Source organism: Micromonospora sp. U21 (genome assembly GCF_018070045.1).
Taxonomy (GTDB): Bacteria; Actinomycetota; Actinomycetes; order Mycobacteriales; family Micromonosporaceae; genus Micromonospora.
The window spans coordinates 150,446-170,030 of record NZ_JAGPYK010000004.1; the positions used below are offsets into that span (position 1 = coordinate 150,446).

Annotated in this window: 13 protein-coding genes; 11 read left to right on the forward strand and 2 right to left on the reverse strand. The window is 73.1% G+C overall.

The genetic code is table 11. From position 1 onward, the window contains the following. Positions 1 to 77 precede the first annotated feature (77 nt). The 6 genes from thrC to KBX63_RS07100 all read left to right on the forward strand — a co-directional run bounded on the left by thrC (position 78) and on the right by KBX63_RS07100 (position 12,984). Positions 78 to 1,127 (forward strand): threonine synthase, encoded by a 1,050-nt coding sequence (thrC, locus tag KBX63_RS07075; protein ID WP_210909645.1) that lies wholly within the window; start codon positions 78 to 80, stop codon positions 1,125 to 1,127. A gap of 152 nt (positions 1,128 to 1,279) precedes the next feature. Continuing rightward, positions 1,280 to 4,570 (forward strand): efflux RND transporter permease subunit, encoded by a 3,291-nt coding sequence (locus KBX63_RS07080; protein ID WP_210909648.1) that lies wholly within the window; start codon positions 1,280 to 1,282, stop codon positions 4,568 to 4,570. A 154-nt stretch (positions 4,571 to 4,724) separates the two neighbouring features. Next, a complete protein-coding gene (locus KBX63_RS07085) occupies positions 4,725 to 5,969 on the forward strand; it encodes an MFS transporter (protein ID WP_210909651.1) in 1,245 nt (414 codons plus the stop codon). A 64-nt stretch (positions 5,970 to 6,033) separates the two neighbouring features. Further along, a complete protein-coding gene (thrB, locus tag KBX63_RS07090) occupies positions 6,034 to 6,978 on the forward strand; it encodes a homoserine kinase (RefSeq protein WP_210909653.1) in 945 nt (314 codons plus the stop codon). Positions 6,979 to 7,274: 296 nt separating this feature from the next. Beyond that, on the forward strand, positions 7,275 to 9,344 hold the full coding sequence (gene rho / locus KBX63_RS07095) for a transcription termination factor Rho (protein ID WP_210909656.1): 2,070 nt from the start codon (positions 7,275 to 7,277) through the stop codon (positions 9,342 to 9,344). 151 nt (positions 9,345 to 9,495) lie between these two features. Continuing rightward, positions 9,496 to 12,984 carry a phosphodiester glycosidase family protein gene (locus tag KBX63_RS07100; protein WP_210909660.1) on the forward strand — a complete coding sequence of 1,163 codons (3,489 nt, stop codon included), beginning with the start codon at positions 9,496 to 9,498 and terminating at the stop codon, positions 12,982 to 12,984. Between the two features lie 78 nt (positions 12,985 to 13,062). Here the strand turns inward: KBX63_RS07100 and KBX63_RS07105 are convergent, their stop codons facing one another. Further along, on the reverse strand, positions 13,063 to 13,959 hold the full coding sequence (locus KBX63_RS07105) for an AAA family ATPase (RefSeq protein ID WP_210909663.1): 897 nt from the start codon (positions 13,957 to 13,959) through the stop codon (positions 13,063 to 13,065). Positions 13,960 to 14,234: 275 nt separating this feature from the next. Here KBX63_RS07105 and rpmE point away from each other — a divergent pair, with 275 nt between their 5' ends. Next, a complete protein-coding gene (gene rpmE / locus KBX63_RS07110; RefSeq protein WP_030333150.1) occupies positions 14,235 to 14,459 on the forward strand; it encodes a 50S ribosomal protein L31 in 225 nt (74 codons plus the stop codon). A gap of 133 nt (positions 14,460 to 14,592) precedes the next feature. Next, entirely contained in the window at positions 14,593 to 15,681 is a 1,089-nt protein-coding gene (gene prfA, locus KBX63_RS07115) for a peptide chain release factor 1 (protein ID WP_210909666.1), read from the forward strand. A 51-nt stretch (positions 15,682 to 15,732) separates the two neighbouring features. On the opposite strand, the gene KBX63_RS07120 is transcribed toward prfA, so the two are convergent. Beyond that, positions 15,733 to 17,280 carry a diguanylate cyclase gene (locus tag KBX63_RS07120; RefSeq protein ID WP_210909673.1) on the reverse strand — a complete coding sequence of 516 codons (1,548 nt, stop codon included), beginning with the start codon at positions 17,278 to 17,280 and terminating at the stop codon, positions 15,733 to 15,735. A 72-nt stretch (positions 17,281 to 17,352) separates the two neighbouring features. Between KBX63_RS07120 and prmC the strand changes: the two genes are divergently transcribed. Genes prmC through KBX63_RS07135 form a run of 3 tightly spaced genes read left to right on the forward strand, consistent with a single transcriptional unit; the run spans position 17,353 to position 19,559 of the window. Continuing rightward, positions 17,353 to 18,300, forward strand: coding sequence for a peptide chain release factor N(5)-glutamine methyltransferase (prmC, locus tag KBX63_RS07125; protein ID WP_210909675.1), 948 nt, complete (start codon positions 17,353 to 17,355; stop codon positions 18,298 to 18,300). After that, positions 18,300 to 18,947, forward strand: coding sequence for an L-threonylcarbamoyladenylate synthase (locus KBX63_RS07130; protein WP_184188202.1), 648 nt, complete (start codon positions 18,300 to 18,302; stop codon positions 18,945 to 18,947). Before prmC ends, KBX63_RS07130 begins: the two co-directional genes overlap by 1 nt. Next, entirely contained in the window at positions 18,948 to 19,559 is a 612-nt protein-coding gene (locus KBX63_RS07135; protein ID WP_210909677.1) for a phosphotyrosine protein phosphatase, read from the forward strand. Positions 19,560 to 19,585 lie beyond the last annotated feature (26 nt).

The window sequence follows — 19,585 nt, forward strand, 5'->3', positions numbered from 1 at the left end:
CGCCGGTCGCTCCGGCAGGCTGGTCCAGGGAGGCCTGATCCTCAGGTCGGCGCGACGGTTGAGGCGAGGAGAGCGACATGTGGCGGGGTCTGATCGAGGCGTACCGGGACCGGCTGCCGGTCACCGCGGCCACGCCCGTCGTCACGCTCCACGAAGGGAACACCCCGCTGCTGCCCGCGCCGGTGCTCTCCGCCCGGATCGGGTGCGACGTGCACCTCAAGGTGGAGGGCGCCAACCCGACCGGCTCGTTCAAGGACCGCGGGATGACCCTCGCCGTCTCCAAGGCGGTCGAGGCCGGCAACAAGGCGATCATCTGCGCCTCCACCGGCAACACCAGCGCCTCCGCCGCGGCGTACGCGGCACGGGCCGGGCTGACCTGCGCGGTGCTGGTGCCGCAGGGCAAGATCGCGCTGGGCAAGCTGGCCCAGGCGCTGGTGCACGGCGCGAAGCTGCTCCAGGTGAACGGCAACTTCGACGACTGCCTGGCGACGGCCGCCAAGCTCGCCCAGGACTATCCGGTCGCGTTGGTCAACTCGGTCAACATCGACCGGCTGCACGGGCAGAAGACGGCCGCCTTCGAGATCGTCGAGGCGCTCGGTGACGCGCCCGACATCCACTGCCTGCCGGTCGGCAACGCCGGCAACATCTCCGCCTACTGGATGGGGTACGCGGAGGAGCACGCCGCCGGCACCACCACCCGGGCGCCGAAGATGTACGGCTTCCAGGCCGCCGGGGCGGCACCGATCGTCACCGGCCAGGTGGTGCCCGAGCCGTCGACCATCGCCACCGCCATCCGGATCGGCAACCCGGCGAGCTGGACCAGAGCGCTCGACGCCCGGGACACCTCGGGTGGCCTGATCGCGGCGGTGACCGACCGGGAGATCCTGTCCGCGTACCGGCTGCTCGCCCGCGAGGTGGGGGTCTTCGTCGAGCTGGGCAGCGCGGCCAGCGTGGCCGGTCTGCTCCAGCAGGCCGCGGCGGGCACGATCCCGGCCGGCTCGACGGTGGTCTGCACGGTGACCGGTCACGGCCTCAAGGACCCGGAATGGGCGATCTCGACCGCGCCCGCTCCGGTGACCATCGCGAACGACCCGCTGGCCGCGGCCCGCGCCCTCGATCTGGTCTGAGCGGCCACCGCGCCAGGTGCCCGGGTGGCGACCCGGGGGCGGAACGCGGCCGGCGTTGAGACGGCAGGGGTCCGGCGGGGGTCGGGGTGATCGAGTCAGGCACACTTTCGGGTATCCCCGCCCGCATTCTCTTTCAGGAGTGAGCCAGCCCGATGTCGCTGCTCGCCAGATTCAGCCTCGCCAACCGAGGGCTGGTCGCCCTCATCGCGGTGGTGACCACGGCGTTCGGAGCGTTCGCCGTGCCGTCGCTGAAGCAGCAACTGCTGCCGTCGCTCGAATTCCCGGCCGCGTTCATCGTGGCCGCCTATCCCGGCGCCGGACCCGAGATCGTCGAGTCGCAGGTGACCGAACCGATCGAGAACGCGCTCCAGGGCATTCCCGGGCTGGACCAGGTCACGTCGACCTCCCGCGAGGGGGCGGCCACCGTCCAGGTGCTGTACGAGTTCGGCACCGACCTGGACGACGTGGTCAACAAGATGCAGACCGCGCTGAGCCGGATCGACGCCCAGCTCCCGGAGAGCGTCGACCCGCAGGTCATCGCGGGCAGCACCGACGACCTGCCGGCGGTGGTGCTGGCGGCGACCGGTGCCGCGGACGAGCGGGCGCTCGCCGAGAAGCTGCGCGCGACGGTGGTGCCGGAGCTGGAGGGCATCGAGGGGGTCCGTACGGTCGAGGTGACCGGGACCCGCGACGACGTCGTGGTGGTCACCCCGAACCCGGCCAAGCTGGCTGCGGCGAAGCTCCAGCCGACCGCGATCGGCGCCGCGCTGAAGACCAACGGCGTGTCGGTGCCGGCCGGTGCGGTCACCGAGGGTGGGCTGGCCCTTCCGGTGCAGGTCGGCACGCCGGTCGCCAACCTGGCCGACCTGCGCGGCATCGTGGTCGCCCCCGGAGCGGCCCCGGTGCGACTCGGTGACGTGGCGACCGTCGAGCAGCAGCTCGCCCCGGCCACCGCGATCACCCGGACCAACGGCAAGGACAGCCTCGGCATCGCGGTCACGGCGGCGCCGGACGGCAACGCCGTGGAGATCTCGCACGAGATCCGGGACCGGCTGGACGACCTGAAGGACGCCTCCGGCGCCGAGCTGACCGTGGTCTTCGATCAGGCCCCGTTCGTCGAGAAGTCGATCGAGTCGCTGACCACCGAGGGCCTGCTGGGCCTGCTGATGGCGGTCATCGTCATCCTGGTGTTCCTGCTGTCGGTGCGCTCGACCGTGGTCACCGCGGTCTCCATCCCGCTCTCCGTGCTGGTCGCCCTGATCGCCCTGTGGATCGGTGACTACTCGCTCAACCTGCTCACCCTCGGCGCGTTGACCATCGCGGTCGGCCGGGTGGTGGACGACTCGATCGTGGTCTTGGAGAACATCAAACGACATCTGGAGTACGGCGAGGAGAAGCGGCACGCGATCATCACCGGCGTCCGCGAGGTGGCCGGCGCGGTGACCGCGTCCACCCTCACCACGGTCGCGGTGTTCGCACCGATCGCGCTGGTCGGCGGGTTCGTCGGGCAGCTCTTCGCGCCGTTCGCGATCACCGTCACGGTGGCCCTGCTCGCGTCGCTGCTGGTGTCGCTGACCGTGATCCCGGTGCTGGCGTACTGGTTCCTCAAGCCGCGCGGTGGCACCCCGGACGACGAGGCGGTGCGACGCGTCGCGGAGGAGAAGGAACTGCGCAGCCCGTTGCAGCGGGCGTACCTCCCGGTGATCGGGTTCGCCACCCGCAAGCGGTCCACCCGCTGGATCACCGTCGGGCTGGGTCTGCTGGTGCTCTTCGGCACCTTCGGTCTGGCCCAGAAGCTGGAGACCAACTTCCTGGACGACTCCGGTCAGGACACGCTCAGCTTCCAGCAGGAGCTGCCGGCGGGTAGCGGCCTGGCCGCCACCGACGCGGCGGCCAAGCAGGTCGAGACGGTGCTCGGGCGGACCGACGGGGTCGAGACGTACCAGGTGACCGCCGGCGGCGGGGACAACCCGTGGGCCGGCGGCGGAGGCAACAACGTCGCGACCTGGTCCGTGGCGCTCGACGGGGACACCGACGCGAAGCAGATGCGTGAGGTGCTGCGCAAGGAGTTCGACACCCTCGGCACCGGGCTGGGTGAGATCAGCTTCGGCGGCGGGCAGGACGCCTCGACCAGCCAGCTGGAGGTGATCGTCCAGGCCAGTGACCCGGAGGTGCTGACCGGGGCCGCCGAGGCGGCCCGGACGGCGATGGCCGGGGTCCCGGACGTCGAGGACGTCTCCACCAGCCTGGCCGACCGGGTGCCACGCGTCGACGTGACCGTCGACCGGGTCGCTGCCGGCCGGGTCGGGCTCACCGAGACCGCGGTGGGTCAGCTCGTCTCGCAGGCGTTCCGCGGGGCGCCGCTGGGCCAGGTCACGCTCGACGGTCAGCAGCAGAACGTGGTGCTGCGGCTGGGCACGCAGCCGCCGGTGTCGGTGGAGGAGCTGCGGGCGCTGCCGGTGGGTCCGGTCAAGCTGGGCGACATCGCGGCCGTGACCCAGGGCGAGGGGCCGCAGCAGGTCACCCGGATCGACGGTGAGCGCAGCGTCTCGGTGACCGGCACGGCGACCGGCTCGAACCTGGGCGCGACGAGCCAGGAGCTGCAGAAGCGGCTGGACGCCATCGACGTGCCGGGCGCGAGCCTGACCATCGGTGGGGTCAGCGCTGACCAGGCGGACGCCTTCGGCGACCTGGGCCTGGCGGTGCTGGCGGCGATCGCGATCGTGTTCCTGATCATGGTGGCCACGTTCCGCAGCCTCACCCAGGCGCTGATCCTGCTGATCTCCATCCCGTTCGCGGCAACCGGTGCGATCGGCCTGCTGCTGATCACCGGGACGCCGCTGGGCGTGCCGGCGTTGATCGGCGTCCTGATGCTGGTCGGCATCGTGGTGACCAACGCGATCGTGCTGCTCGACCTGATCAACCAGTACCGGGCCCAGGGCATGGGGGTCCGGGAAGCGGTGGTCGAGGGCGGCCGTCGCCGGCTGCGCCCGATCCTGATGACGGCGGTCGCGACCATCTTCGCGCTGCTGCCGATGGCGCTCGGGCTGACCGGCGAGGGCGGCTTCATCTCCCAGCCACTGGCTGTCGTGGTGATCGGTGGCCTGCTCAGCTCGACGCTGCTGACGCTGATCCTGGTGCCGACGCTGTACTCGATGGTGGAACACACCAAGGAGTCGCTGCGGGAGCGACGCCACCGGCGGCGCTCCGGCGACCCGGCGGTGACCGGGCAGACCGACCCGGGGACCGCCGAGCCGGCCAGCCCGAACAAGGTGGCGGTGCCGTCCGGTGCGCCGGCGGCGACGCACGCCGAGGGTTCGCAGCCGGCGGCGGGGCGACCCGCACCGTCGGGCGCGCTGATGGAGGGCACGGACCAGTTCGAGGTGCTGCGGCTGCCCCGCAGCCGCACCTCGCCGCTGCCTCCGACGGAGCCGACCGAGTAGTCGGACCGACACCCCGGAACGCCCCCGGCGGGTTCACCTGCCGGGGGCGTTCCGGCTTCCCGCATGCCCGCACGGTTCCGAGCGGAACCGAGCGACCGGTCGTTGCTGCTCGCGGACGGTATCGAGTGCTGTCGACCGGGTAGCGTCGCGCTACGTGGCGTCCACCCTCTCGGTCCTGACCGGCAACCGGAGCTTTCGCAACCTCTTCCTCGCTGAGCTGGTCGTCTTCGGCGCCGACTGGTTCGTCATGGTGCCGCTGCTGGTGCTGTTGCCCCAGTTGACCGGCAGCGGGGTCTGGGGTGGGCTGGTGCTGGCGGTGGACACCGGCATCGTGGCGCTGCTGCTGCCGTACACCGGCACGGTGGCCGACCGGTTCGACCGGCGGAAGGTCATGATCGCCGCGAACGTGGCGGCGCTGGCGGGCGTGCTGCTGCTGCTCGGCGTCCGGAGCGCCGGGACGGCCTGGCTGGCGCTGGTGGCGATCGGCGTGGTCGCGGTCGCCAAGGCGTTCTACTCGCCGGCCGCCCAGGCGGCGCTGCCCAACGTGCTGGAGCCGCACGAGTTGGCCGCCGGCAACGCGGTGGCCGGCTCGGCCTGGGGCACCATGACGGTGGTCGGCGCCTCGCTCGGCGGCGTGCTCAGCTCGGCCGTCGGCCCGTACGCCTGCTTCTGGGTGGCGGCGGTGGGCCTGGCGCTGGCCGCGGGCCTCGCCGCGCGGATCCGCCGGCCGTTGCAGGCGCCCCGGGACGTCGACCGGCCGGTCCAGCGGACCTGGCCGGCGGTCCGCGAGGCGCTGGTCTACATCGGGCACCGGCCGCGGGTCCTGGCGCTGGTCACGGTGAAGTCGGCGGTCGGCCTGGGTAACGGGGTGCTGACGGTGTTTCCGCTGCTGGCCAGCGTCTACGGGGTCGGCTCGCTGGGCGCCGGCCTGCTCTTCGCGGTACGCGGGGCGGGAGCCCTGGTGGGACCCATTCTGATGCGTCGGGTGCTGACCAACCGGTCCTGGCTGCTGCCCGGGCTCGCGCTGTCGATGTCGCTCTACGGCCTGTCCTACCTGGGCGCGTCGGTGGTCCGCTGGTTTCCGCTGGTGCTGCTACTGGTCTTCGTGGCGCACTTCGCGGGCGGAAGCAACTGGGTGATGTCGAACTTCGCCCTGCAGGGCGAGGTGCCGGACCGGTTGCGTGGTCGGGTCTTCGCCACCGACATGATGCTCGCGACGCTGGCCATCTCGGTGAGTCAGCTGGCGGTGGCGCTGGTGGTGGACGTGGTGGACGAGCGGGTGGTGCTGGCCGGCTGCGGGCTGGTCACCCTGGTGTACGCGGTCGGCTGGCGGATCGCCACCCGCCGGCTCTCGCTCACCGATCCGATTGCCGAACCGGTTCCGGACCCGGCCGGCTGAGCTCGCCGGTCCCACGCTGCGGGCGTCGGGCCGAATCGTCGGTGCCGACCCCTAGCATGAGCCCGTGTCGACGAACTTCAGCGCCGGACCGGTCCGGGTCCGGGTCCCCGCGACCAGCGCCAACCTGGGCCCGGGCTTCGACGCGCTGGGTCTCGCCCTCGGGCTCTACGACGACCTGGCCGCCGAGGTCGCGCCGGGTGGGGTCCGGGTGACGGTGACCGGGCAGGGTGCCGGTGAGCTGCCGGACGACGACCGGCACCTGGTGGTGCGTGCGATGCGGGCCGCCTTCGACGTGCTCGGCCCCCAGCCCACGGGGCTGGTCGTGGAGTGCGTCAACCGGATCCCGCAGGCGCGCGGGCTGGGCTCCTCGTCCGCCGCGATCGTCGCCGGGGTGCTGCTGGCCCGCGCCCTGGTCGCCGACGGGGAGCGCCGGCTGGACGCGGCGGCCGCGCTCCGGCTGGCCGCCGAGATCGAGGGTCATCCCGACAATGTCGCGCCGTGCCTGCTCGGCGGCTTCACGCTCGCCTGGTCCGAGCCGACCGGCGCTCGCGCGGTGTCCCTGGCGGTCGCCGACGGGGTGCGGCCGACGGTTTTCGTGCCGGCGGAGCGGGGGTTGACCGCGACCGCGCGGGCCGCGTTGCCGGCCACCGTGCCGCATGGCGACGCCGCGTTGACCGCCGGGCGGGCGGCGCTGCTCGTGCACGCGCTGACCGCGGAGCCGTCGCTGCTGTTGCCCGCCACCGTCGACCGCCTCCATCAGGACTATCGGGCTGCGGGGATGCCGGGCACGTCGGCCCTGGTCAACGCGTTGCGAGCGGCCGGTGTGGCGGCTGTTGTCAGTGGGGCGGGGCCGAGTGTGCTGGCGCTCTGCGAGCCCCCGCCGAGCTTCCCGGTGGGAACAGACTGGCAGATCTGGCAGTTACCGATAGACGTCAGCGGTGCGCGGGTTGCCCGGGGTAGACTTGGACACGCCGAGCGGGACCCTGTTGCCGCAGGTCGGAAGAGTTGATTACGCTCTAGACCTAGCACAGCCGCGAAGCACGCGATCTCCTGCGGGGCGGCGCACCCCCGAAGCTCTCGGCGGTCAGCCCGTCACCCCTGCCAAGGCCCACGCCGCGCCGCAGTTTCCACAGGTCGCCGCAGACGGCGAGACCTGCTCACCGACGTTTGGTGAGTCGGGAAACCGACCGGCTGCTGTGTCACAGACTCCCGCGACGCGTCCTTGCGAGGCGGGTGCACCGAGGCCGCCCGGCCACCTGAGTCCGACTCCGGGCAGTCCCGGCCTTTATCGAGGGAAGGAATCCATTGAGCGACACCACCGACGTGACGTCGGATGTTTCCAACGTCGCTGGCGATGCCACCACCGCCGCTCCCGCCCGTCGTCGGCGCAGCGGCACCGGTCTGTCGGCGATGCTGCTGCCAGAGCTGCAGAGCCTGGCTGCGTCGCTCGGCATCTCCGGCACGGCTCGCATGCGTAAGGGCGAGCTGATCGCCGCGATCTCCGAGCGGCAGGGCGGCAACGCCGCCGGTACCCCTCGACCGCGGGCCGAGGTCGCGGCTGCGGCCGCTTCGACCCGCGAGGAGGTGCGGGAGACCGTGGACCGTCAGGCGGCGGAGGGACGCACCGACCAGGCGCCGGCCGAGCCGGCTGCCGAGACCGAGGGCCGGGGTCGTACCCGGCGGAGCCGGACCGCGGCGGCGGAGGCGCGCACCACTGAGGCGCGCACCGACGAGGCGGAGGCCGGCGAGCGGACCGACCGGAGCGAGAGCCGCCGGGACCGGGCTGAGCGTCCGGAGCGTGCGGAACGCACTGAGCGTGCCGACCGGGGCGAGCGTGCCGAGCGCACCGAGCGTGCCGAGCGTGCCGAGCGTGGCGATCGTGCCGAGCGGGGTGACCGTGCCGACCGGGGCGATCGTGCCGAGCGGGGCGAGCGCAACGACCGGGGCGATCGTGCCGAGCGGGGCGATCGTGCCGAGCGCAACGACCGGCCGGAGCGTGCCGACCGTGGCGAGCGGACCGAGCGCAACGAGCGTGGTGACCGCAACGACCGCAACGATCGGGGCGACCGCAACGACCGTGGTCAGCGCGCCGAGCGGGACAACGACGACGATGACGAGGGCGGTGGCCGGCGTGGCCGGCGCAGCCGCTTCCGGGACCGTCGGCGCGGCCGCGGCGAGCGCGCCGAGACCGGTGGCGACACCGGTGGGCGCGAGCCGCAGGTCAGCGAGGACGACGTGCTCGTCCCGGTGGCCGGCATCATCGACGTGCTCGACAACTACGCCTTCGTGCGGACGACCGGCTACCTGGCCGGCCCGAACGACGTGTACGTCTCGATGTCCCAGATCAAGAAGTACGGCCTGCGCCGCGGTGACGCGATCACCGGTGCGGTGCGTGCGGCCCGTGAGGGCGGCAACAGCGGCGATCAGCGGCGGGACAAGTACAACCCGCTGATGCGGCTGGACACGATCAACGGGATGGAGCCGGAGGAGGCGCGGCGCCGGCCGGAGTTCTACAAGCTCACGCCGCTCTACCCGCAGGAGCGCCTGCGGTTGGAGACCGAGCCGCACATCCTGACCACCCGGGTCATCGACCTGGTCATGCCGATCGGCAAGGGCCAGCGAGCGCTCATCCAGTCGCCGCCGAAGGCCGGTAAGACGATGGTGCTCCAGGCGATCGCGAACGCGATCACCCGGAACAACCCGGAGTGCCACCTGATGGTGGTGCTGGTGGACGAGCGGCCTGAAGAGGTCACCGACATGCAGCGGTCAATCAAGGGCGAGGTCATCGCGGCCACGTTCGACCGTCCGCCGCAGGACCACACGACGGTGGCCGAGCTGGCGATCGAGCGGGCGAAGCGCCTGGTCGAGCTGGGGCACGACGTGGTCGTGCTGCTCGACTCGGTGACCCGGCTCGGTCGGTCGTACAACCTGGCGGCGCCGGCCAGCGGCCGGATCATGTCGGGTGGTATCGACTCCACCGCCCTCTACCCGCCGAAGCGCTTCCTCGGCGCGGCTCGCAACATCGAGAACGGCGGCTCGCTGACTATCATCGCAACCGCGCTGGTGGAGACCGGCTCCATGGCGGACACGGTCATCTTCGAGGAGTTCAAGGGCACCGGCAACGCGGAGCTGAAGCTGGACCGGAAGATCGCTGACAAGCGCACCTTCCCGGCCATCGACATCAACCCGTCCGGCACCCGTAAGGAAGAGGTCCTGCTCGCACCCGAGGAGCTGGCCATCATCCACAAGCTCCGGAAGGTGCTGCACTCGCTGGACTCGCAGGCGGCGATGGATCTGTTGCTGGACCGCCTCAAGCAGTCCCGCACCAACATCGAGTTCCTGATGCAGATCGCGAAGTCGACGCCGGGAGAGTGACCATCCCCGGATGACCGACGACGAAGGGGCACGGCCACGCGGCCGTGCCCCTTCGTCATGTCCATTCGACCCCTTTGCGAGGGTGAAGTTTTCCTTCGGTTCAGTCGGTGCATCTTGAAACTTCTATTCACCATCGGGTTGACTGTCGTCCATGCGTACCCGCAGACGATCCGCCCGCCGCACCGGCGTCCTGCTGCTGACGCCGCTGCTCGCCCTGACCGGCCCGGTGCCGGCGACAGCCGCACCGCCGGCGCCGCCCATCGCCGCCCCCGTGGCCCCGTCCACCATCGCCGAGGACGCGCCGCCCGCGTCGTCCCGGTCGGCCGGCTCGGTCAGTCTGGCCGCCGACCCGGCCACCGCGACCGCCGCGACCGCCGGGGCCGACGGACTGGAGCCGGCTGACGGCCTGGAGACCACCAAGGCCACCCGGCCGGTCGCGCCAGGCGTGCAACTCACCTCCTTCGACCGGTACGACGCCGAGGGCTGGCTGCGTGCCGACGCACTCACCACCGACCTCGCCGGCGGGGCCACCGTCGACTACGTCAACTCCGGGGCCGTCAGCCGGGCCGAACCGCTGCGGGCAGCGGCGGACCGCTCGCGCGCCGTCGCCGCGGTCAACGGCGACTTCTTCGACATCAACAACTCCGGCGCCGCCCAGGGCGTCGGCATCCGCGACGGCGAGCTGATCCAGTCGGCGGTCAGCGGGCACCGCAACGCGGTGGCGGTCACCGCGGACGGGCTCGGCCGGGTGATCGAGGTGAACTTCGACGGCACCGCCACCCTGCCCGCCGGGCCGGTGCCGTTGACGCAGTTCAACAACATCGTGCAGGCCGACGGCATCGGCGCGTTCACCGAGCTCTGGGGGACGTACCCCCGGGAGCGGGCGGTCGCGGGCGCGGCCCGGATCGTCGAGGTCGTCGTGGCCGGAGGCCGCGTGGCCGCGGTGGCCGGCGCGGCCGGCAGCGGCCCGATCCTCGCCGGCAGCACCGTGCTGCTCGGCCGCGACGCTGGCGCGGACGCGCTGGCCGGGCTCCGCCCCGGTGACCCGGTGACGGTGGCCTGGCAACCGAAGCCGTCCGACGGCAGCACCCTGCACGCGGCGGTCGGCGGCGGCCAGGTCCTGGTCCGCGACGGCGTCGTGCAGAGCATCGCCGACCCGACGCTGGCACCGCGCACGGCGGTCGGCTTCACCGCCGACGGTCGTAAAATGATCATGTTGACGGTGGACGGTCGGCAGGTTGACAGCCGCGGCGTCACCCAGACCGAGATGGGCCGGATGATGGCCGAACTGGGCGCCCACCACGCGCTCAACCTGGACGGCGGCGGCTCGTCCACCCTGCTGGCGAGGGAGCCCGGCGCTCCGGCCGTGCAGGTCGAGAACGCCCCCTCCGACGGCAGCGAGCGGGCCGTGCCCAACGGCCTGGCCATCTACGCGCCGAAGGGCAGCGGTCGGCTCACCGGCTACTGGGTGGAGACCAACAGTGATCCCACCGCCGCTCCCGGCATCTCACCGGTGCGCGGCGGCCGGCCCGACCGCGTCTTCCCCGGCCTCACCCGCACCCTCACCGCGGCCGGCTACGACGAGACGTACGGTCCGGCGGCCGGCGCCCCGACCTGGCGCGCGACCCCGGCGGCGCACGGCCGGGTCGACCGCGACGGGGTGTTCCACGCCGGCGTGCCCGGGGCCAGCACGGTCACCGCGGCGCGGGGCCGGGCAACCGGCTCGCTGGGCCTCACGGTGCTCGGCCCGCTGGCCCGAATCGACTCCACAGTGGAACGCGTTGGGCTGACCGGCCTGGACGGCAACGCCCTGGTCGGTGTCGTCGGCTACGATGCCGAGGGCAACACCGCACCGATCGAGCCGGCCGACCTGACCCTCGACTACGACCGGGACCTGCTGCGGATCACCCCCACCCACGACGGCAACCTCGCCGTCACCGCGCTGCGCGAGACCGGCTCCGGGCTCGTCACCGTCCACGTCGGACGCCACAGCACCGTCCTGCCGGTCACCGTCGGGCTGACCGACGTCCCGGTGGCCGGCTTCGACGACGCCGCGTCCTGGCGGTTCAGCCAGGCCCGGGCCAGCGGCTCGGTCGCGCCGGCGCCGGGGCACACCGGCACCGGCCTGCGGATGTCGTACGACTTCAGCCAGTCCACCGGCACCCGGGCCGCGTACGCGGACCCGCCGGCCTGGATCGGGGTGCCCGGCCAGCCGCAGGCGTTCGGCATGTGGATCCACGGCAACGGCACCGGTGAGTGGCCCAGCCTGCACCTGCACGACGCCCAGGACACCCAGCACGTGCTGCGCGGCCCGCTGATCACCTGGACCGGCTGGCGGTACGTGGAGTTCGCCGTGCCGGCGGGGGTGCAGTACCCGGTGCGCGTCCGCCGGTTCTACGTGGCCGAGACCAACGCCGCCGCGCAGTACACCAGCGAGGTGGTCATCGACGACCTGGTGGCGAAGCTGCCGCCCACGGTCGACGTGCCGGCGGTGGCTCCGCGTACCGATCGGGTGGTGGTCCGCGACGGCACCGTGGACGGCGCACCCTGGCGGTTCGCGGTGCTGTCCGACGCCCAGTTCGTCGCCGCCGACCCGGACAGCGACCTGGTCGCCCAGGCCCGGCGGACGCTGCGCGAGGTGAAGGCCGCCCGGCCGGACTTCCTGCTGATCAACGGCGACTTCGTGGACACCGCCTACCCGGCCGACTTCGCCCTGGCGAAGCGGATCCTCGACGAGGAACTGGGCGACGCGCTGCCCTGGTACTACGTGCCCGGCAACCACGAGATCATGGGCGCCCCGATCAGCAACTTCCAGGCCGCGTTCGGCGCCACCTCACGGGTCTTCGACCATGCCGGCACCCGGTTCGTCACCCTGAACTCGTCCACCGGGACGCTGCGCGGCGGTGGCTTCGACCAGGTGCGGATGCTGCGCGAGACGCTGGACGCGGCGGCCGCCGACCGGCGCGTCGGCTCGGTCGTCGTCCTGCACCACCACCCGCCGCGCGACCCCAGCCCGGCGCAGGCCAGCCAACTCGGTGACCGCAAGGAAGCGGCGCTGCTGGAGCAGTGGCTGGCCGACTTCCAGCACCGCACCGGCAAGGGCGCGCTGTTCGTGGGCGGGCATGTCGGCACGTTCCACGCCGACCGGGTGGACGGTGTGCCGTACGTGATCAACGGCAACGCGGGCAAGACACCATCCACCCCGGCGGACCAGGGCGGCTTCACCGGCTGGACGGAGTTCGGCGTGGACCCGGTCACTCCGGCCGAGGCCGACCGAGCCCGGCGCGACCCGCTCGCCGAGGGGCCCCGCTGGGTGGACGCGGAGTTCCACGCGCACGTGGACCGGCTCGCGGTGAACGCCCCGGCCAGCGTCGCGGTCGGCGCCCCGGCGTCGGTCACCGCCACGCTCACCCAGCCGGGTGGGCGTGCCGTCCCGGTGACCGCCCCGGTCAGCGCGGACTGGTCCGGCTCGCCCGGGGTGCACATCGGCTCCGCGGCCGGGCTACGCCCGTGGCACGTCGCCCGTTTCGACCCGGCCACCGGCACCCTGACCGCGCTGCGCGCCGGTGCTCCCATCCGCCTGACGGTCACCGTCAACGGCATCATCGCCAACGCCACCATCAAACCCACCGGCGACTGAGTGCAAGGAAGGGCCCCTTCTTATCGCCTTGTGCATAGGAAGGGGCCCTTCTTAACAAATAAGGTGCCCTTCCTTAACTCAGAAGTCGCCGTCGGCCACCTGGAAGACGGTCAGGCCGAGGGAGCGCCACATCTGGACCACCTGGGCGCGGTCGTCGAAGACGCCGACCGTCCGGTAGCGGTCCCGGATCTCCCGGTCGTAGATTTCCCGCTTGACGATCGCGTCCTTGCGGGAGTCACCGACGGCGCGCAGGTGCAGGCCGAGGTAGGGAACCCGGACGTGCCGGGCCAGCCACGCCTCGGTGGCGGCCCGGGCCGAGGCGTCCCGCCCGGAGCAGAAGACCACGCCGTACCCGGCGGCGTGCATCGCCCGGACCGCAGCGATCACCGCCGGGTTCGGCTGGTCCTCGCCCACCCGGGTCATGTCGTACGGGCTGCGTGTGACGGCCAGCGCGACGGTGCCGTCGATGTCCACCAGGACGATCTCCGGTGGCTCGGTCGACGGCGGGTGCACGGCTGCGGGTCGTCCGGTGCGGGCCTGCGGCACCGGCAACGGCAGCGTCCGCCCTTCCAGGTAGCGCTCGTGCAGCCGGCGGATCACGTCCGCGCCGACCCGGTCGGCCTCCGGGCGGGCGGCGTCGCGGCGCAGGCACTCGTCCAGTGGCACGTCGGTGAAGTCGTGCACCTCGAACTCCGCGCCGTACCGCGCGGCCAGGTCGGCCCAGTCCCGCAGGGTCCGCGAGCGCAGGTTGGTGTCGTCCACGCAGACGTCCGCCCGGGCCCGCAGCAGCGCCTCGACCTGGGCCCGCTGCACGGTGGTCACCTGCGCCTCCGCCCACTGGGTGAAGAGCCGCTCGCCGTGCAGCATCCGGCGCAGGTCGTCGCGGTTGACCCGGACGACGGACGGCTGGAGGGTCCGGGCGAAGGTCGTCTTGCCGGACGCCGGCAGGCCCCGGGTGGCGATCAGGCGGGTCATGGGCTCCCCTCCGGCTGGGCGGGCGTACCCCCGACGGGGTACTCGGCGGCGGCCCGCCGTGTGGGTGAATGCCCGGCCGGGCGGCGGGAATGCGGACGGGGAGGCACGTGTTGACGATGCCGGACGAGGTGTGCGGCCCGATTGACGGGTCGGCTCAGGCCCATGGCACACTGGTCAATCGGCCACCGGTTCCGGTTCACGCCCGAGCCCGTCGCGCACGGCGCGACGGGCGGTGACGGCGACCCGGCGACCACCAACGAGAGGACCGAGGCGAGATGAAGGCAAACATCCACCCGGAGTATGTGACCACCGAGGTCAGCTGCTCCTGTGGCAACACGTTCACGACCCGCAGCACCGCCAAGGGCGGGGCGATCCACGCCGAGACCTGCAGCGCCTGCCACCCGTTCTACACCGGTAAGCAGCGCGTTCTCGACACCGCCGGCCGGGTCGCGAAGTTCCAGCAGAAGTACGCCAAGGTTCAGGCCAAGAAGGCCAAGTAGCTCCTCGTTCGGCGCCCGCGTCCGGTTTTCCGCCGGACGCGGGCGCCGTCCGCTTTCCGCCCTTTTCCCGGCCGGCGACCGGCAATCAATCCGGCCCGGCCGGCGCCGTACCCTCGAAGGAGCATCCCGCAGCATGAGCAGCGAGCGTCTGGCCGGTCTCCTCGACGAGTACGCGGAGCTGGAGAAGCGGCTGGCTGATCCGGCGATCCACGGCGACCAGGCGACCGCGCGGCGGGTCGGCCGCCGGTACGCCGAGCTGGTGCCGCTGTACAAGGCTGCCGGCGAGCTGGAGCAGGCGCGCGCCGACCTGGCTGCGGCCCGCGAGTTGGCCGCCGAGGATCCGTCGTTCGCTGCCGAGACCGAGGCGATCGCGGCGTCCCTGCCGGTCCTGGAGGAGCGCCTCGCCGAGCTGCTCATCCCGCGTGACCCGCACGACGCCAAGGACGTGATCGTCGAGATCAAGGCCGGTGAGGGTGGCGAGGAGTCGGCGCTGTTCGCCGGTGACCTGCTGCGGATGTACACCCGGTACGCCGAGCGGCACGGCTGGGTCACCGAGGTGATCGACGCGCAGGACTCCGACCTGGGCGGGGTCAAGGACGTCTCGCTGTCGATCAAGACCAAGGGTGTCCCGGAGGGCGGCAACGGCGTCTGGTCGCGGCTCAAGTGGGAGGGCGGCGTGCACCGGGTTCAGCGCGTCCCGGTCACCGAGTCGCAGGGTCGGATCCACACCAGCGCCGCCGGGGTGCTGGTGCTGCCGGAGGCCGAGGACGTCGACGTCACCATCGACCAGAACGATCTGCGCATCGACGTTTTCCGTTCGTCCGGCCCGGGCGGCCAGTCGGTGAACACCACCGACTCGGCGGTGCGGATCACCCACCTGCCGACGGGCATCGTCGTCTCCTGTCAGAACGAGAAGTCCCAGTTGCAGAACCGGGAGCAGGCGATGCGGATCCTGCGGGCCCGGCTGCTCGCCGCCGCCCAGGAGCAGGCCGACGCCGCCGCATCGGACGCCCGGAAGGCGCAGGTGCGTACGGTGGACCGCTCGGAGCGGATCCGCACCTACAACTTCCCGCAGAACCGGATCACCGATCACCGGATCGGCTACACCGCGTACAACCTGGATCTGGCGCTGGCCGGCGAGCTGGACGGGGTGCTGGACGCCCTGGCCGAGGCCGACCGTGCCGCCCGGCTGGCCGGCGACACCGAGCTGACCCGCCGCTGACCGCAGCGCCGCGGGTCCGCCGGCCGGCGGGGGCGCCCGGCGGCCGGGCGGTCAGCTGGCGCGCGGGCGGCTCTTGGCTCGCAGCATCGCCCGGTCGGCCTCCTCGAAGGCGACGCTGAGCGCGTCGCGTAGCCCACTCCCGGCGGAGACCTCGGCGAAGCCGATGCTCACCCCGACCGGGGTTCCCGGCACCAGCGACTCCCAGTCCTCGGCGCGGACCGCCCCTTCGATCCGGCGGGCCACCTCGGTGGCCTCGGTCATGCCGGTGTCGGGCAGCACCACCACGAACTCGTCACCGCCGTAGCGGGCCACGAAATCGCCCCGCCGCATCACCCGGTTGATCACCCCGGCGATGCGTTGCAGCACCAGGTCGCCGGAGTGGTGCCCGTGCCGGGTGTTGACCGCCTTGAAACCGTCCAGATCGCAGACGCCGATCACCACCCGCTCGCCGCGGGTGACCACGGCGGTGATGTACCGCTCCAGCCGCCGCCGGTTGGGCAGCCCGGTGAGCGGGTCGGTCAGCGCCTCGCCCTCGAACCGCGCCGCCTCGCGGCGCATCTCCTCGTGGTCGATCCGGGCGGCGATGCCGTCGATGTAGACGTCGCGCAGCCGGTCGTTGCGCTGGGCGGCGAGCCGGAAGGCCAGCCGGTCGGCCCGGTGCGCCGCCACGTGGTCTCCGGCCCGGGCCAGTGCGATGCTGCGCAGCCGGGCCGGTTCGGCCGCGCCGAGCGTCTCGGTGGACACCCGGATGGAGTCCAACCGGGTGACCGCCTCGATCGGCCGCCCGGCGGCGACGGCCAGGCAGACCTGCCCGAGTTGACGCATGTCGCGCGCCCGGGCGCTGTCCCCGCCGTGGCTGAGCAGCCGGGACGGATCGCCGTCTCCGCCGGACTCCACCCGGTCGCCGAGCGCGGCCTGCCGGGCCGCCGCGTAGCCGTACGCGGCGAGGCTGCTGGGGCGTAGCCGGCCGGCCCGCCCGGCATGCATGAACCGGGCCAGGTCGGCGGCGACGTCCCGGAGCACGCGCAGGCAGCCGTCGCTGTCGCCGTTGTGGTCCAGCGCCACGGCGTTGCGCAGCCGGATGCCGGGCGCGGCGAACGTCTCCTCCGGGATGCCGGCGGTCAGCCCCAGCTGTCGGGCGCGCTCGATCGCCCCGAGGGCGTACCCGTGGAAGCTGAGGTAGCTGTACGCCATCGCGAGGTCGTGCCAGCCCCAGGCGGTGTCCCGGTCCGGGTCCTCCACGGCGCCCAGCGCCCGGGCGGCCTTCACCAGGTGGGTGACGCAGCGGTCCAGGGCGCCCTGGTGGTGCGCGGCGAGCGCGGCCAGCGCGTTGAGGTGCCCGTGCAGATAGGGCTCGGCGAGGTCGCGGACCGCCGCCGAGGCCTCCTCGATGGCCCGGGTGAACTCCGCCGTCCGACCGAGATTGATCAGCGCGGAGAGTCGCTGCACCATCGCGTCCGCTCGCGCCGCCGGGTCCGTCGTGGTGCGGATCACCCGTTCCAGCAGGGCGTACGACTCTGCGGAACGACTGGCCTCCTGCAACGCCCGGGCGTGCGTGAGGGCGTCAACCTGGTCATCGACCCGGTCGAGCCAGCCCACTCGCGACCTCCCGTCGTGTGCGCCTCGACGCACCGGTTCGTGGCGTCGCCCGCGACGCTTCATGATTATGGCGTGACCACTCTGCCGCAACACCCCCCCGAAGGGACAGGCCGGCTCCGTCCGTCCGCCGCGGTGGCCCGGGCGGCACGGCTGCTCGCCGCCGCCGGGGTGGGCCCGGCCCGGGTGGAGGCCGAGTTGCTGGCGGCGTACGTGCTGGGGGTGCCCCGGGGTCGGCTGGCGCTCGCCGACGACCTGACCGACGATCACCTGGCCCGGCTCGACGAGCTGGTGCGCCGCCGTGCCGCCCGGGAGCCGTTGCAGCACCTGACCGGTCGGGCCGGCTTCCGGCACCTGGAGTTGGCGGTCGGCCCGGGCGTCTTCGTGCCCCGGCCGGAGACCGAGCTGCTGGCCGGCTGGGGCCTCGAGCAGGGCCGGTGCCGGCCCGACCCGCTGGTCGTGGACCTGTGCAGCGGCTCCGGCGCGATCGCTCTGGCGGTGGCGCAGGAGCTGCCGGGCGCGCGGGTGGTGGCGGTGGAGCGGTCCCCGGCGGCGCTGGCCTGGCTGCGCCGCAACGCGGCGGAGCGCGCCGAGGCGGGGGACCGCCCGATCGCGGTGGTCGAGGCCGACGTCACCGCGCCAGACCTGCTGGCCGACCTGGTCGGCCGGGTGGACGTGCTGCTCTGCAACCCGCCGTACGTGCCGGTCGACGTGGTGGTGCCGCCGGAGGTGGCCGGGCACGACCCGGCGGAGGCGGTCTTCGGCGGCGCGGACGGTCTGGCGGTGATCCGGCCGGTGATCACCCGGGCGGCGACGCTGCTGCGCCCCGGCGGCGTGATCGGGGTCGAGCACGACGACACCCACGGCTCGGCGGTGCCCGGGCTGCTCGCCGCGGACGGCCGGTTCACCGCGATCACGGGGCATCCGGACCTCACCGGCCGCCCTCGCTACGCCACCGCGTCCCGACGGGCGGACGGCCAGCACGCCCCGGGCGGGGCGGCGTGGCAGACTGACTCCTCGTGATGCTCTACGACTGCCGGTCGCCCGCCGATCGGGACCGCGGCATCGCTGCGGCCATCGAGGCGGTCAAGAACGGCGAGCTGGTCGTCCTGCCGACGGACACCGTCTACGGCATCGGCGCGGACGCGTTCACTCCGTACGCGGTCAAGGCGCTGCTGGACGCGAAGGGCCGGGGCCGGCAGATGCCGCCACCGGTGCTGATCGGCTCGCGGCACACCCTGGACGGGTTGGTCTTCTCGCTGCCCAGCGCCGCGCGGGACCTGGTGGAGGCGTTTTGGCCGGGTGCGTTGACGATCGTGGTCGAGCACTCGCCGAGCCTCCAGTGGGACCTCGGCGACAAGACGGGCACGGTGGCGGTGCGGATGCCGCTGCACCCGGTGGCGCTGGAGGTGCTGCGGGAGACCGGCCCGATGGCGGTCTCCTCGGCCAACAAGACCGGCCAGCCGGCCGCGGTCACCGCGGAGGAGGCGCGCGACCAGCTCAGCTACTCGGTGCGGGCGTACCTGGAGGCCGGGCCCTGTCCGGATCCGGTGCCCAGCACGATCGTGGACCTGACCGGCGAGGTGCCGCAGCTGCTGCGGGCCGGCGCGATTCCGCTGGAGAAGCTGCGCGACGTGGTGCCGGATCTCGTCGACGGCCGGGGGGTCTGAGTGCCCCCGTTCACCGTGCTGCACGTCTGTATGGGCAACATCTGCCGCTCGCCGATGGCGGAGCGGCTGCTCGCCCTTGCCGTGCGGGAGCGGTTGGCCCGGCGTGAGCAGGACCCGGCCCGGGCCGAGGAGCTGCTGCACAGCCACAGCGCCGGCACGGGCGGCTGGCACGCCGGCGAGGAGATGAACCCGCCGGCGGCCCGCCAGGTCACCGGCCGGGGCGGGGGCGTGGAGGGGTTCGCCGCGCGCAAGCTGCGGTCGGAGCACATCGACGCCGCCGACCTGGTCCTGACCGCGACCGCGGATCAGCAGGAGTACGTGGTTGCGCTGCGTCCGGACGCGGCGGCCCGCACCTTCGTGCTGGGTGAGTTCGGCCGTCTGCTGGCCGCGGTGGACGCCGCCGCGCTGCCGAGGGCCGAGGCGACCCCGGAGGCGGTGTACGCCCGGGGCGTGGCCCTGGTGGCGGCGGCGCACGACGCCCGGCTGGGCGCCTCGCTGCTGCCGACCGACGACCTCGATGACCCGTGGGGTCGCGGCGACCAGTGCTTCAGCCGGGTCGCGGACGAGATCGAGGAGACGGTCCACCCGCTGGCCGCCGCGCTGCTTCCCTGAGCGGCGTGCGAATTTCCTCCGGGTTT

Excerpts from the sequence above, each read along its gene's own strand:
- thrC (WP_210909645.1), top strand. The coding sequence starts at position 78 with ATGTGGCGGGGTCTGATCGAGGCGTACCGGGACCGGCTGCCGGTCACC.
- KBX63_RS07080 (WP_210909648.1), top strand. The coding sequence starts at position 1,280 with ATGTCGCTGCTCGCCAGATTCAGCCTCGCCAACCGAGGGCTGGTCGCC.
- KBX63_RS07100 (WP_210909660.1), top strand. The coding sequence starts at position 9,496 with ATGCGTACCCGCAGACGATCCGCCCGCCGCACCGGCGTCCTGCTGCTG.
- KBX63_RS07105 (WP_210909663.1), bottom strand. The coding sequence starts at position 13,959 with ATGACCCGCCTGATCGCCACCCGGGGCCTGCCGGCGTCCGGCAAGACG.
- rpmE (WP_030333150.1), top strand. The coding sequence starts at position 14,235 with ATGAAGGCAAACATCCACCCGGAGTATGTGACCACCGAGGTCAGCTGC.
- prfA (WP_210909666.1), top strand. The coding sequence starts at position 14,593 with ATGAGCAGCGAGCGTCTGGCCGGTCTCCTCGACGAGTACGCGGAGCTG.
- KBX63_RS07130 (WP_184188202.1), top strand. The coding sequence starts at position 18,300 with ATGCTCTACGACTGCCGGTCGCCCGCCGATCGGGACCGCGGCATCGCT.